This is a genomic window from Stenotrophomonas aracearum, assembly GCF_031834615.1.
GTDB lineage: Bacteria > Pseudomonadota > Gammaproteobacteria > Xanthomonadales > Xanthomonadaceae > Stenotrophomonas > Stenotrophomonas aracearum.
Map to the genome: position 1 here is coordinate 1,461,724 of NZ_CP115543.1, position 14,066 is coordinate 1,475,789.

The window sequence follows — 14,066 nt, forward strand, 5'->3', positions numbered from 1 at the left end:
GTGCGGGCGGCATCAGGAATCATGCAGATGGAGAGAGGCAAGCCTATGTGCGTGCTGGATGTCCGACGCCTGGCTGTCCTTGTCGCCCGCGCATAACAGGATGATGATCTCCCTGCCGCGCCGCGTGAAATACACGCGGTAGCCGGGGCCATGATGGATCCGCAGTTCGCTGAGACCGCAACCCAGCGATTTGACGTCGCCGGGCAGCCCATTGGCCATACGCTGGATGCGTTCGGCGATGAGTGCCCGGGCTCGCGTGTCGCGCAACCGGCGCATCCATTTGCCGAACTCTTCCGTTGCCTGCACCGATATCATGCCGCAACTGTATCCAAATAGATACAGTGCGCAAGTCTAGTTGTCGGATTTGCCTTGTCGCCGATCAGCGCGACGCGCAGGCCTTGGCGATCTCGCCGTTCATGCTTTCGGGAATGGGGCGGCCGAAGGCTTCGCCGAACTCGCGGCGGGACCGCAGTTCCTGACACTGCTCCGGATTGGCAGCGCCATCGATGACGGTGCCGCGTACCGGCGGTTGGTTGCGGCCGGCCTCGGCCTGCATGCGGCGGCGTGCGTCGTAGAGCTCGCGCTGGGCGCGATTGCGCTCTTCCCAGCTCAGATTGGGATCCCGGGTGATCGGCCGGGTCACGCCGGTGTCGTGCTCGGGGGCGCAGGGCACGGTCTGGTACACGGTCTGGCCGCCGACCGCGCACTTGTACACCCGCCCGGCGTGGGCATTGCAGGCCAGCGCACACAGCGCCAGCGTCACGATCATCCTTCGCATCATTCCCCCCGGACGGGCCACTCCAGCCCTGAATGCGCGGCAGAATACGCGAACCACGTCGCAAAAACACCCGGTCAAACTGTCAACCGACTCGCATCGACCCCACCACGGTAGAGCCACGCCCTGCGTGGCTGCCCCGTCAGGCGCCTACCACCGCATCCACACCGTCAACGCATGCAGCAACAGTCCGATCAACCCACCCACCAGGGTGCCGTTGAAGCGGATGAACTGCAGGTCCCGCCCCACGCTCAGCTCCAGCTGTTCCACCAGGTGCCGCTCGTCCCAGCCCTTCACGGTCTGCGCGATATGCGTGGTCACCCCTTCGCGCAGGCGGCTGGTCAGGCGCTCGGCACCGTCCATCAGGTGCTGGTTCAAGGCCTCGCGCAGCGACGGGTCGTTCTGCAGGGCCTGCCCGACCTTGGCCAGGCTGCGCCGCAGGTGCCCGGCCAGCGCCGAGTCCTCGCTGGACAGGTCCGCCCGCAGGCTGGCGTGGATGCGCGCCCACAGGCCCTGCACGTAGTCCTGCACGGCCGGGTGGTCGATCACCTGCTGCTTGAGCTGTTCAATTTTTTCGGCCAGTGCCGGGTCGTGGCGCAGGCGCTGGATGTAGTCGCCCAGCCACACCTCGTAGTCCTTGCGCAGCGGGTGCTCCGGCTCGGCCAGGATCTGCTGCAGTTCGGCCAGCACCGCGTGCGCCATGCGCTCGGCCAGGCTGTCGCCGATCTCGTCGATCGGCTTGACCCAGTTCACCGTGCTGGCAAGCTTCGGCCACTCGCGCTGGATGTAACGCACAATGAGCTCGGAGGCGCGCTGCTTTACGGCCTCGTTGTCCATCCACCGGCTGATCCGGTTCAGGCCTTCGTCCAGCACCCGCTGGTGGCGGTTGTCGGCGGTGAGCAGGCCCAGCAGCTCGCCGGCCGTTGCGGCGGCGTTCCACTGCCGCAGTTGCTCAACCACGAAGCCCTGGATGCTGCGCCGAACCGCCGCTTCATCGAGGAAGTCCAACGCCTGCAATGCCCAGCCACGCGCCATGTCGGCCAGCAACCGCGAACGCGCCGGATCGGCCAGCCAGCTGCCGAGCCGGCTGGCCGGGTCGAACACCTGCAGACGGGCCAGCAGTGCCTGCGGCTCCAGGAACTGGTCGCGCACGAACACCGCCAGGCTGTCGGCGATGCGCGCCTTGCTGCGCGGAATGATCGCCGTATGCGGAATCGGCAGGCCCAGCGGGCGGCGGAACAGCGCCACCACCGCGAACCAGTCGGCCAGCGCGCCCACCGCGGCCGCCTCGCAGAACGCCGACACCCAGGCCCAGATCCCGCGCTCGCCATTGAGGTGGCTGATGATGAAGCCGGCCAGCATCGCGGCCAGCATCAGCAGGGCGATGGTCTTCAGGCGACGCAGCTGGGCGCGGCGGGGGTCAACGGGAGTGGCGGACGAATTCATGCGCCCAGTCTATCCACAGCCAGATGATCAACGCTTGACGCGTAGTGCCGGCCGTTGGCCGGCTCCGCACGTTGCCGGATCTGCGTGGAGCCGGCCAGCGGCCGGCATCACCCCGCGCGCAGCGCGGCCAGCTGGCGCTTCAGCGCGTCGTTCTCGAGCGTCAGCGCAATGATCCGCTGGCGCAGCTCGGCGGGGCCTTCGCCCAGCGATGCCAGTGCGTCGGCGATCTCCGCTTCGCGACTGGCGTCGACCTCCAGCTCGCCATCGGCACTGTGCAATACCTCCTGCACCGGCTTGCGCGGCTTGCGCTTGGCTTCGCGCACGCGCTTGGCGGCCTGCTTCAACTCGTCCTTGCCGGCGACCGCTGCCGCGCGCTGTTCTTCTTCCGGCAGGTCGGACACCGCTGCCGCCGCGCTGATCGAGATCACCCCGCTCTTGACCGCCTCCACCAGCTCCGGCGCCGCCTGCTTGTGGATGCGTTCGATCATGGTGACCTGGCTGCTGCTGAGCCGCGCCTCGCGCGCCATGTCGGCCCGGCTGACCTTGGGGGCCGGCGCCCACGGCGGGCTGTCTTCATCGCCTTCGGGCGTGGCGTCGGCGATCTCGCCGTCGCTTTCGCGCTGCAGCTGGGCCTGGTCCGCGCGGTGGCGCTCGGCCAGGATGTCGCGCTTGCGCAGCGCCAGTACTCCGCGCTGGAAGTCGGAGACGCTGCGCCGGCCCAGGTGCTGCTCGATCATCCACAGGTGCACATCGTCCATCGACTGGAAGCGGGTGTTCTGCACGGTCTGGAACGGCAGGCCGTGCTTCTGGCAGATGCCGAAGCGGTTGTGCCCGTCCACCAGCACGTCGTTCCACAGCACCAGCGCGTCGCGGCAGCCCTCGGCCAGGATGCTCCGCTCCAGGGCCTCGTGCTCGTCGGCGGTGAGCGGATCGATATAGGCCTTGAGTTCTTCTTTGACGACGATGTCCATGCAATCCGGGGCGACGGGTAATGACCCGCCATTCTATCAACCGGTGGCGCGGATCATCTCGCCAAGCACGTCCACGATCCGGTCGATCTGCTCGCGCTCGATGATCAACGGCGGCGACAGGGCGATCACGTCACCGGTGCAGCGCACCAGCAGTTGGCCGTCGCGGAAGCAGCGCTCGAACACCTCGTAGCCGCGGCTGCCCGGCGCACCCTTGCGCGGCGCCAGTTCAACCGCGCCGATCAGCCCGAAGTTGCGGATGTCCACCACGTTCGGCAGCCCGCGCAGGCTGTGCAGCCGGGTCTGCCAGTACTCGCCCAGCTCGATGGCGCGGTCGAACAACCCTTCCGCCGCATAGGTGTCCAGGGCGGCCAGCGCCGCCGCACAGGCCAGCGGGTGACCGGAATACGTATAGCCATGGAACAGCTCGATCGCGCCCGGCGGGCCCTGCATGTACGCATCGTGGATGGCGTCGGAGACCAGCACCGCGCCCATCGGCACCGCGCCGTTGGTCAGTCCCTTGGCCATCGTCAGCAGGTCCGGGGTGACCCCGAAACGCTGGGCGGCGAAGGCGTTGCCGACCCGGCCGAAGCCGGTGATGACCTCGTCGAACACCAGCAGGATGCCGTGCTGGTCGCAGATTTCGCGCAGGCGCTGCAGGTAGCCCGGCGCCGGCAGGATCACCCCGGCCGACCCCGCAATCGGTTCGACGAACACGGCGGCAATGGTCGAGGCGTCGTGCAGCGCGATCAGGCGTTCCAGGTCCTCGGCCAGCTCGGCGCCATGGCGCGGCAGGCCCGGGCTGAACGCGTTGCGCGACAGATCCAGGGTGTGGCGCAGGAAATCGCTGCCGGCCAGCAGCGGGCCGAAGCCCTTGCGGTTGTTCGGCAGGCCGCCAATCGACAGGCCGCCGAAACCGACCCCGTGGTACGCCTTCTCGCGGCCGATGAAACGGGTGCGCTGGCCTTCCCCGCGCAGGCGGTGGTAGCCGAGCACGATCTTCATCGCCGTATCCACGGCTTCGGAGCCGGAGTTGGTGAAGAACGCGTGGTTGAGCGGCCCCGGCGCCAGCGTGGCCAGGCGTTCGGCCAGCACGAACGGCAGCGGCGAGCCCATCTGGAACGGCGGGGCGAAATCCAGCGTGGCGGCCTGCTGCTGGATCGCCTGCACGATGCGCGGCCGCGCATGCCCGGCGTTGCAGCACCATAGCCCGGCGGCACCGTCCAGGATCGGCCGGTCGTCCGCGTCGCGGTAGTACATGCCCTCGGCGCGCACCAGCAGGCGCGGTGCGGCCTTGAACTGGCGATTGGCGGTGAACGGCATCCACCAGGCGTCCAGCGAGTGCGGCCGGCCGTTGTGTGGCATGTCGGTGCGTGGCATGTGGCAACCCCCGTGTTTACGGATGACCGCACTGTAGCGCAGCGCGGGGCAGGCAACTGTCACGGTTGCAACCATGCCGCCGGTGCGTGGCATCCGCGTGGCAGAATCGGGCAGCTGATCCTTTCGCCCGTGAACGATGTCCACTTCCGCTGCCGCCACACCTGCCGTCAATTCGCCCCGTCGTGTGCTGCTGGCCAGCCTGATCGGCACCACCATCGAATTCTTCGATTTCTACATCTACGCCACGGCGGCCGTGCTGGTGTTCCCGCACCTGTTCTTCCCCGACAGCAGCGAAGGCGCGGCGCTGCTGCAGTCGCTGGCGACCTTCGCGGTGGCGTTCATCGCCCGGCCGGTGGGTTCGGCGGTGTTCGGCCACTACGGCGACCGGATCGGCCGCAAGGCCACGCTGGTGGCGGCGCTGCTGACCATGGGCGTGTCCACCGTAGCGATCGGCCTGCTGCCCACCCATGCCAGCATCGGGCTGGTGGCGCCGGCGCTGTTGGCGCTGTGCCGGTTCGGCCAGGGCCTGGGGCTGGGCGGCGAGTGGGGCGGGGCGGTGCTGCTGGCCACCGAGAACGCGCCGCCGGGCAAACGCGCCTGGTACGGCATGTTCCCGCAGCTGGGCGCGCCGCTGGGCTTCCTGCTGTCGGCGGGCATCTTCCTGCTACTCGGCCGCGCCATGAGCGATGCCGACTTCCTGCAGTGGGGCTGGCGCGTGCCGTTCCTGGCCAGCTCACTGCTGGTCGCGGTGGGCCTGTGGGTGCGCCTGAACGTCCATGAGACCCCGCAGTTCCAGGCCGCGCTGGATCGCAACGAACGGGTGCGCCTGCCGATGTGGACCGTGCTGCGCCACCACCCGCGCACGCTGCTGCTGGGCACGCTCGGTGCGTTCGCCACCTTCGTGCTGTTCTACCTGATGACGGTGTTCACCCTGGGCTACGGCACCACCGTGCTCGGTTACAGCCGCGAGCAGTTCCTGCTGCTGCAGATGGTCGGCATCCTGTTCTTCGCCGCCGGCATTCCGATCTCGGCCAAGTATGGCGACCGCTGGGGCACGCGCCGCACCATGATCGTGGCCAGCGGGCTGATCCTTGGCTTCGGTGTGCTGTTCGCCCCGCTGTTCCAGGCCGGCCATCCGTGGATGGTGGTCGCGTTCCTGTCGCTGGGCCTGTTCCTGATGGGCCTGACCTACGGCCCCTGCGGCACCTTCCTGGCCGAGATCTACCCGGTGCAGGTGCGCTATACCGGCGCCTCGCTGTCGTTCAACCTGGCCGGCATCCTCGGCGCGGCGCCTGCGCCGTATGTGGCCACGTGGCTGGCCGGGCGCTTCGGCCTGGTAGCAGTGGGCTATTACCTGTGCCTGACCGCGGTGGTGACCATCGTGGCGCTGCTGGCCATGGGCCGGCCGGCCCGTCTCAGCGGAAAATCCGCTTGAGCGTGCGGCCCAGCCAGGTGCCCTGCTGGTGGTCGCGGGCGAACTGGTTGAGGTGCTGCTTGACCGTTTCCGCGTAGGCCTTGTCGTCGCCGCGAATGTGGTTGAACAACCAGCGCGACAGCATGGTGCGCAGTTCGTCGGTGATGTCTTCGCCGGCCTGGAAGCGCAGTCGGTACTCGGCCACGCGCTTCCCGAAGATCTCGTGCACGCGCTTGTGCGCAGCGCAGAACGGATAGCCGGCTTCCTCCATCAGCTCTTCTTCGAAGGCGAAGTGCGACATGGTGTAGTCCACCAGTTCGTCGATCACCTCGGCCACGGCCAGCGTGTGCAGGCTGGTCTGCGCCACATGCAGGTGGTTGAGCATCTCCACGATCCGCATGTGCTGGTGATCGATCACGTCGATGCCGATGTTGAGGTCGTCCTGCCAGACCAGAAGTGCCATGCTGCGTTCCCGTGCTGTATGCCGGGAACGACTCTAGGCAGGGCAGCGCTACCGTGCGTTGATCTGGATCAAAGCACCAGTGCGGGTTCGCGCGTCGCCGTGGCCACGCCCGTGCTGCAGACCCGGTTGCGGCCAGCGGCCTTGGCCAGGTAGAGCTGGCGGTCCGCTTCGGAAATCAGCCCATGCAGCGCGTCGCCAGCCGGGCGCAGGCAGCACACGCCGATGCTGACGGTCATGCGCAGGATAGTGTGGCCAAGGTCGACTTCCAGCGCGGCGATGCGCTGGCGCAGGATCTCGAAATAATCGATGGCCTCATCTTCCTCCAGCCCCGGAACAAGCAGGCAGAACTCTTCGCCGCCGAACCGCGCGATCAGGTCCTGGTCGCGCGCGTGGTCGGCCACGGCGGCCGCGACCGCGCGCAGCGCATCGTCGCCGGCTTCATGGCCGTGGGTGTCGTTGATGTGTTTGAAGTGGTCGATGTCGATCATCGCCACGGCGACCTGCTCGCCCTTCAGCTCCAGTTTCGGCAACTGGCGCTGGCTCTGCTCCAGGAAACAGCGACGGTTCGGCAGCCCGGTGAGGAAGTCGCGCGTGGCCAGGTCCTGCAGGGTGCCGATCAGCTCCAGCTGGTCCACGTTCTGCGAGACGCGGCAGAAGAATTCCTCGCGCGAAAAGGGCTTGCGCAGAAAGTCGTTCGCGCCGTTCTTGAGGAAGCGCGGGATCAGCGAGGGGTCGGTGTTGCCGGAAATGCCGATCACCGCGACCTTGTCGCGCGAGCGCAGGGTGCGCAGGCGACGGGTGAGCTCCACGCCCTCCATGCCCGGCATTTCCTGGTCCACCACCGCCAATCGGATCGCCGGGTGCGCTTCGATGGCCTTGAGGCCTTCGGCACCGTCGGCGGCCTCGTAGACCTCGTGGCCGTACATGCGCAGCAGGGAGGCCGCGTAGAGCCGTGCGGACATCGAGTCGTCCACCACCAGCGCGGCGATCCGGCGGTTGCGGTCCAGCCGCTGCACCAGCCACACCAGGTAGTCCACGCTGCCCGGCGTATTCTTCAGCACGTAATCGATGATCTGCTGCTGCAGCACGCGCTTGCGCAGGTCCTCGTCGTACACGCTGCTGACCACCACTGTGCGCAGCCCGCGCGACAGGAAGAAGTCCACCACGTGGTCGCGGTCGCCGTCGGCCAGCACCAGCCCGGTCAGCACCAGGAACCAGCCCTTCTCTTCGTCCAGCAGGCGCCCGGCCTCGGCCAGGCTGGTCGCCACCGACACCGGCAGCTCCAGCCGCTGCTCGATGGCCTCCTTGAGCATGCTGGTGAACGTGCGCGAGTTCTCGACCAGCAGAATCCGCTGAGGCAGGTCTTCCCCGGGGGCGCTGTCCAAAGCGCCCTGAAACAGTGCCGGCATGTTGCGTACGCTCGAATCCGAGAGGGTCGGAAGTAATAGCGGCGCCTTCACGCCGGACTTTAGGGGCAATCTTCGGATCTGTGAGGTGGGTGTCGTTGGGAAAAAGCGGCCTGTCACATTCCCAGCGGCCATGAGCGTATCCGTAGCGCCGGGCTCTGCCCGGCGGCTTCACCCAATCACGTCCCGCAGCTTGTACCAGGACATCGCCGCCACCAGCAGCGGGGTGCGCAGCAGCTTTCCGCCCGGGAAGCGCTTGTGCGGAATGCGTTCGAATACGTCCAGGCGCTCGTTCTGCCCTGCAATCGCCTCGGCGATCACGTCGCCGGCCAGGCCGGTGGCGGCGACACCATGGCCGGAAAAACCCTGTGCGAAGTACACGTTCGGGGTCAGCCGGCCCCAGTGCGGGGCGCGGTTGCGGGTGATGTCCACGTAGCCGCCCCAGACCTGCTCCATGCCAACGTCGGCCAGCTGTGGAAACACCTGGTGCATGCGCCGGGTCATCACCCCCCGCAGGTTGGGCGGCGGCAGCGCCGAATAGCTGGCGCGGCCGCCGAACAGCAGGCGGTGGTCGGCGCTGAGCTTGAAGTAGTCCAGCGCCCAGCTCACGTCGGCCACGGCCATGTCGTTGCGGATCAATGTGCGGGCGCGCGCTTCGCCCAGCGGGGCGCTGGCGCCGATGTAGGTGCCCACCGGCATGATCCGGCTTTCCAGCTCCGGCGCGATGCCCTGCAGCCAGGCATTTCCGGCAATCACCACCTGGTTGGCCGTGACCGTGCCGTGCGCGGTACGCAGCTGCGGGCGGGCGCCGCGCACCAGCGCCTGCACGGGGCTTGCTTCATGGATCACCACGCCCAGGCTTTCGGCTGCTCGCGCCAGCCCCAGCGCATACGCCAGCGGGTGCAGGTGGCCGCTGGCCGGATCGAACATCGCGCCCCGGTAGCGCGGGCTGTCCAGCTGGCCACGCAGCTGCTGCCGGTCCCACCACTGCAGCGGATAGTCGTAGCGTTCCACCAGCGCCTGCATGCCCTGGCGCAGTCCACGCTCCTGGCGCGCATTGATCGGCACGCTGGCATGGCCGTCGCGCCAGTCGCAGGCGATGGCGTAATGCTGCAGACGCTGGCGCAGCAGGGCCATGCCCTCGCGTGAAAAATCGAACAGGCGGCGTGCGTCGGGGTGGCCGACCAGGTGTTCCAGCGTGTCCACCTCGCAGCCGTAGCCGACGATGGCCTGGCCGCCGTTGCGACCGGACGCGCCCCAGCCGACCCGGTGGGCTTCCAAGACCGTCACCCGGTAGCCGCGCTCGGCGAGCGAGAGCGCGGCCGACAAACCGGTGTAGCCCGCGCCGAGCACGCAGACATCGGTGGCCTGGTCGCCGCGCAGCGGCGCCCGCAACGGCTCGGCCGGCAGGCTTTCGGCATACCAGCTGGGCGCGTGGGCCAGGCCGGCCTGGCTCATCGGCGGCACCGGGGAACTGGGGAAAGGGCAACGCTCATGGGGCACAGCATGCCAGCAACCGGTGTTCACGGCAGGTGCGCCCGTCGTGACGTGGTTGGTTGCGCCCGTGCAGGGGGCAGGGGTAACGTGCCCGGCATGACCACTCGAACGCGCTCGCGCAAAGCCACGTCCCCGTCGCGCAAGGCCGCTGCGCCTTCGCGCAAGGCGCCGTCCCGCAAGGCCGCGCCCAAGCCGGTGGCCGAAGAGAGCGCGCTGCTCCGCTGGCTCAAGGAGCGCCACATCACCGAGGTGGAGTGCCTGGTGCCGGACATCACCGGCAACGCGCGCGGCAAGATCATCCCGGCCGACAAGTTTTCGCATGACTACGGCACGCGCCTGCCCGAGGGCGTTTTCGCCACCACGGTGACCGGCGAGTACCCCGACGATTACTACGAGCTGACCTCGCCGTCGGACTCGGACATGATCCTGCGCCCGGACCCGGACACCGTGCGCATGGTGCCGTGGGCCACCGACCCCACCGCACAGATCATCCACGACTGCTACACCAAGCACGGCGAGCCGCACGAGCTGGCCCCGCGCAACGTGCTGCGCCGGGTGCTGGACGCCTATGCCGAGCTGGGCCTGCGCCCGGTGGTCGCACCGGAACTGGAATTCTTCCTGGTGCAGAAGAACACCGACCCGGACTTCCCGCTGCTGCCGCCGGCCGGTCGCTCCGGCCGCCCGGAAACGGCGCGGCAGTCGTATTCGATCGACGCGGTCAACGAATTCGACCCGATCCTCGACCTGATGTACGACTACTGCGACGCGATGAAGCTGGACGTGGACACGCTTATCCACGAATCCGGTGCGGCGCAGCTGGAGGTCAACTTCACCCACGCCAATGCGATGGACCTGGCCGACCAGGTGTTCCTGTTCAAGCGCACCATGCGCGAGTCGGCGATGCGGCACGGGGTGTACGCCACCTTCCTGGCCAAGCCGATGGAAACCGAGCCGGGCAGTGCCATGCACATCCACCAGAGCCTGGTGCGGATCAGCGATGGCCACAACGTGTTCAGTGGCGATACCGGCGGCGAGGAATTCAGCCCGCTGTTCGGGCATTACCTGGCCGGGCTGCAGAAGTACGTGCCGGCGGCGATGGCATTCTTCGCCCCGAACGTGAATTCCTACCGGCGGCTGGTGTTCGGCGAGGTTTCCCCGAGCAACGTGCACTGGGGTTTCGACAACCGCACCTGCGGCCTGCGGGTGCCGATGGATACGCCGGAAAACATGCGGGTGGAAAGCCGCTTCGCCGGTTCCGACGCCAACCCCTACCTGGCCATTGCCGCCACCCTGGCCGCCGGCCTGCTGGGCATCCGCGAGCGGGGCTCGCCGACCGCGCCGGTCAGCGGCAGCGCCAAGGAGCTCGGCTACGAGCTGCCGCGCTCGCTGGGCGAGGCGCTGGACGGGCTGGAAGGGTGCCCGGAGCTGCGCGAGATGCTGGGCGAGCGCTTCTGCCGGGCCTACGTGTCGGTCAAGCGCAAGGAATACGAGACTTTCTTCCGGGTGATCAGCTCCTGGGAGCGCGAGTTCCTGCTGCTGAACGTGTAAGCGGCCGAGCCGCCCGATCAGGCATGGCCGGGCGGGCGCCGTGCTGGGAAAATGGCCAGTTGCCCGTTAGGCTGGCACCGTCGTGCCGGTCTGGCCGGTTCCCCCACCTCGCTCCTGACCTGTGGAGAGTCCGATGAAGCTTCGTATCCTCACCCTCGGCATTGCCGTCACCCTGCTCAGCGCCTGCGGTGGCGCCAAACAGGACGACAGCAAGGTGCTGAACGTCTACAACTACAGCGACTACATCGCTGAAGACACCATTCCGAACTTCGAGAGCGCCACCGGCACCAAGGTGACCTACGACGTGTTCGACAGCGACGAGATGGTGGAAACCAAGCTGCTCGCCGGTGGCAGCGGCTACGACGTGGTGGTGCCGACGCTGAACTTCTTCGGCCGCCAGATCCAGGCCGGGGTGTTCCTGCCGCTGGACAAGAGCAGGATCCCGAACCTGGCCAATCTCGACCCGGAGATGATGAAGCGCATCGCGCAGCAGGATCCGGACAACAAGTACGGCGTGCCGTACATGATCGGCACCACCGGCATCGGCTACAACGTGGAGATGCTCAAGGAGCGCTTCGGCGGCAGCACCGAGATCGCCAACAGCTGGGACCTGATCTTCAAGCCGGAAAACATCGCGAAGATGAAGGACTGCGGGATCACGATCCTGGATACCCCGGCCGACATGATCCCGATCGCGCTGCATTACCTGGGCGAAGACCCGCACAGCCATGATCCGGCGGTGATCCAGAAGGCGGCCGACCTGCTCAAGAGCATCCGGCCGTACGTGCAGAACTTCCACTCCTCGCAGTACGTCGGGTCGCTGGCCAATGGCGGCACCTGCCTGGTGGTGGGCTGGTCGGGCGACATCATCCAGGCCCGCGACCGCGCGGCCGAGGCGGCCAACGGCGTGACCGTGGCCTACTCGATCCCGAAGGAAGGCGCACCGCAGTGGTTCGACATGCTGGCCATTCCCAAGGACGCCAAGCATCCGGAAGCGGCCTACGCCTTCATCAACTACCTGCTCGACCCGAAGGTCGCGGCGGCCAACACCAACTTCATCCACTACGCCAACCCGGTGAGCGCGGCCACCCCGCTGGTGGACGAAGCGATCCGCAACGACCCGACCATCTACCCGCCGGCCGAGGTCGCCGCGAAGATGTTCACCTACTCGATCAACCCGCCGGAAGTGGACAAGCTGTACACGCGGCTGTGGACCGAGGTGAAGACGGGCCGCTGATAGCCGGCATTGCGTGGGACACGCGTGGCGTGTCGCTACGTTGACGGTTCCCGCGTAGTGACACGCCATGCGTGTCCTGCAGGGTGGTTGGCAAGGTGGGACTGGATATGCGGCAGCAACGCTTCGGCGTCGCGGCCGCCGTTGCACAGGTAGCTGGAACTGACCCGCTGCAGGTTGTACAGACCGACGAAAAACAGGCCCTGTTGCGGTGACACCCCGTACTCGCCCAGCGGGTAGCCGCGGGTGTCGAACACGTTGTCCAGCTCCAGCCACGACCAGTCCGGCGCGAATCCCGTCGCCAGCAGCACCGAGCGAATGCCTTCCGCTTCAAGATCCAGCACGTCACGCGCGTGCTCAGGCTCCCAGTCCAGGTAGACCTCTTCGGGCAGGTAGCGCGCATCATCGGTGCGCGCTTCCACCGCACCGGCGAAATGCGCATCGGCCACCGCATGCAGGCGCTGGTACTCCACCCGCGTCGCTGCGATCGCGTCACGCACCTGCGGGCGCACATCGTTGAACCGCGCCACCTGGCCCTGCAGCGCCTGCAGCCGGCCCAGCAGCACCACCCCCTGCCGGTGCATCGAGAGCAGGCTGATCGAGCTGCCTTTGCCCTGTTCGCCCTTGCCCGACACCAGGGGGAACTCGGCGTTGCGCGCGCTGCGCAATGCCCCCGGCACCCCGGCCAGTACCGCCGGATGCTGGCTCACATGCCGGTGGATCAGCCCCGACTGGATCCACCAATCCAGCGAATCCCGCCCGCGCAGCCGGCGCAGGTTCATCGCCCGCGAGGCGATCGACCAGTAAACGCTGCGCCCGGCCGCGCGCAGGTCCTGGGCGATCTGCGCCCCGGACTGCCCACCGCCCACCACCAGCACACCGCCCTCGGGCAGCTGTCCGGCGTGCCGGTAGTCGCCCGAGTGCAGTACCGAAAGCCCGGGGCAGGGCACGAACGGCACCCGCGGCAACTGCGGCCGCCGGTACTCGCCGGTCGCCACCACCACCGCCCGTGCCCGCAGCGGGCCCTTTCGGGTCTCGATCCGGTACCCGTCCGCATCGCGCGTGACCCGGCGCACCGGGCATTGCTCGATCACCGGCAGCGCCTGCTCGCCGGCATAGCGGCCCAGCAGCGCGACCACCTCCTCGCCGGTAGCGAATCCCTCCGGGTCGTTTCCGGTATAGACATATCCGGGCAGCGCCGTCGTCGCATTGGGCGTGTTGGTCTGGAACGAGTCCCAGCGGCGCCGCCAGGCGCAGCCCACGGTCTCCGCTTCCAGGACCAGGTGGCGCACGCCGGCACGCACCAGGGTCGCGCTGACCGCGAGTCCGGACTGGCCGGCCCCGATCACCACCACCTCCCACGGAACGGCCCCGTCGTCATCGGCCACGTTGAATGCTTCATCGGGTGCCCACCGGGTGTGCTGCAGCATGCGTCGTTCTCCCTGTTCGATCCTTGGATGACCGGGGAATGTCGTGGTCGCTGGCGAAACGGGTCAACGCGGGGAGAACCAGAATGTGATGCTGCCAGCCCTTCTGCGGATCGGAGCCGCGCAGGTGTGTCGCCGGTCAACATCCCGCGTTTTCCCGCATGTTCCGTGATCGGAAACGTCACCCGCTCCAACGTTTTTGGACCCTTCCATCAGCCGCTGTAGGGGCAGCAGGTCAAGGGGGTGTATCCACATGTTCGAGAAAGGTGCAGAAGTCGACCTCCCAGTGACGTGACCTGCTCGCTCGAAAGACTCCTGGGGAATGGTTTGTGCTGTCGACTTCGTCTGGCAGCTTGCCAGGGACGGCGCAGCGCGAGTTCCGGTGTTCTACGCTGTCGAAGTAGGGGGTGTCTGACGGACGACCAGTCGCCAGGCGGTTAGCGTCATGTGTTGGTGTGCTGAGACGGAGGGTCGTGCCCTGGATTTGCGAACCGCATCTCCTTGCGAA

Annotated in this window: 12 protein-coding genes; 3 read left to right on the forward strand and 9 right to left on the reverse strand. The window is 67.6% G+C overall.

Annotated features, from left to right (window positions below):
• Positions 1-12: 12 nt before the first annotated feature.
• The 5 genes from PDM28_RS06735 to aptA all read right to left on the reverse strand — a co-directional run bounded on the left by PDM28_RS06735 (position 13) and on the right by aptA (position 4,569).
• Positions 13-315, reverse strand: coding sequence for a type II toxin-antitoxin system RelE/ParE family toxin (locus tag PDM28_RS06735; protein WP_102945861.1), 303 nt, complete (start codon positions 313-315; stop codon positions 13-15).
• A gap of 64 nt (positions 316-379) precedes the next feature.
• A complete protein-coding gene (locus tag PDM28_RS06740) occupies positions 380-769 on the reverse strand; it encodes a DUF4124 domain-containing protein (protein ID WP_102945860.1) in 390 nt (129 codons plus the stop codon).
• Positions 770-925: 156 nt separating this feature from the next.
• Positions 926-2,221, reverse strand: coding sequence for a DUF445 domain-containing protein (locus PDM28_RS06745; protein ID WP_311184250.1), 1,296 nt, complete (start codon positions 2,219-2,221; stop codon positions 926-928).
• Positions 2,222-2,328: 107 nt separating this feature from the next.
• Positions 2,329-3,192, reverse strand: a complete 864-nt coding sequence (locus tag PDM28_RS06750) for a plasmid replication/partition related protein (protein WP_311184251.1) — start codon at positions 3,190-3,192, stop codon at positions 2,329-2,331.
• Positions 3,193-3,228: 36 nt separating this feature from the next.
• Positions 3,229-4,569 (reverse strand): omega-aminotransferase AptA, encoded by a 1,341-nt coding sequence (aptA, locus tag PDM28_RS06755; protein ID WP_311184252.1) that lies wholly within the window; start codon positions 4,567-4,569, stop codon positions 3,229-3,231.
• 136 nt (positions 4,570-4,705) lie between these two features.
• Here aptA and PDM28_RS06760 point away from each other — a divergent pair, with 136 nt between their 5' ends.
• Positions 4,706-6,004 carry an MFS transporter gene (locus tag PDM28_RS06760; protein WP_311184253.1) on the forward strand — a complete coding sequence of 433 codons (1,299 nt, stop codon included), beginning with the start codon at positions 4,706-4,708 and terminating at the stop codon, positions 6,002-6,004.
• Here PDM28_RS06760 and PDM28_RS06765 read toward each other — a convergent pair.
• From PDM28_RS06765 to PDM28_RS06775, 3 genes are all read right to left on the reverse strand, one after another.
• Complete coding sequence (locus PDM28_RS06765) at positions 5,985-6,446, reverse strand: bacteriohemerythrin (RefSeq protein ID WP_311184254.1); 462 nt, start codon at positions 6,444-6,446, stop codon at positions 5,985-5,987. The genes PDM28_RS06760 and PDM28_RS06765 overlap by 20 nt on opposite strands.
• 68 nt (positions 6,447-6,514) lie before the next feature.
• Complete coding sequence (locus tag PDM28_RS06770) at positions 6,515-7,855, reverse strand: diguanylate cyclase (RefSeq protein WP_311184255.1); 1,341 nt, start codon at positions 7,853-7,855, stop codon at positions 6,515-6,517.
• A 168-nt stretch (positions 7,856-8,023) separates the two neighbouring features.
• A complete protein-coding gene (locus PDM28_RS06775; protein WP_311184256.1) occupies positions 8,024-9,310 on the reverse strand; it encodes an NAD(P)/FAD-dependent oxidoreductase in 1,287 nt (428 codons plus the stop codon).
• A gap of 135 nt (positions 9,311-9,445) precedes the next feature.
• On the opposite strand from PDM28_RS06775, the gene PDM28_RS06780 reads away from it, so the two are divergent.
• Both PDM28_RS06780 and PDM28_RS06785 read left to right on the forward strand, forming a co-directional pair.
• Positions 9,446-10,897 (forward strand): glutamine synthetase family protein, encoded by a 1,452-nt coding sequence (locus PDM28_RS06780; protein WP_311184257.1) that lies wholly within the window; start codon positions 9,446-9,448, stop codon positions 10,895-10,897.
• 133 nt (positions 10,898-11,030) lie between these two features.
• Positions 11,031-12,134 carry a polyamine ABC transporter substrate-binding protein gene (locus PDM28_RS06785; RefSeq protein ID WP_311184258.1) on the forward strand — a complete coding sequence of 368 codons (1,104 nt, stop codon included), beginning with the start codon at positions 11,031-11,033 and terminating at the stop codon, positions 12,132-12,134.
• Between the two features lie 35 nt (positions 12,135-12,169).
• Here PDM28_RS06785 and PDM28_RS06790 read toward each other — a convergent pair whose 3' ends face one another.
• Positions 12,170-13,561, reverse strand: coding sequence for an NAD(P)-binding domain-containing protein (locus tag PDM28_RS06790; RefSeq protein WP_311184259.1), 1,392 nt, complete (start codon positions 13,559-13,561; stop codon positions 12,170-12,172).
• Positions 13,562-14,066: the final 505 nt, after the last annotated feature.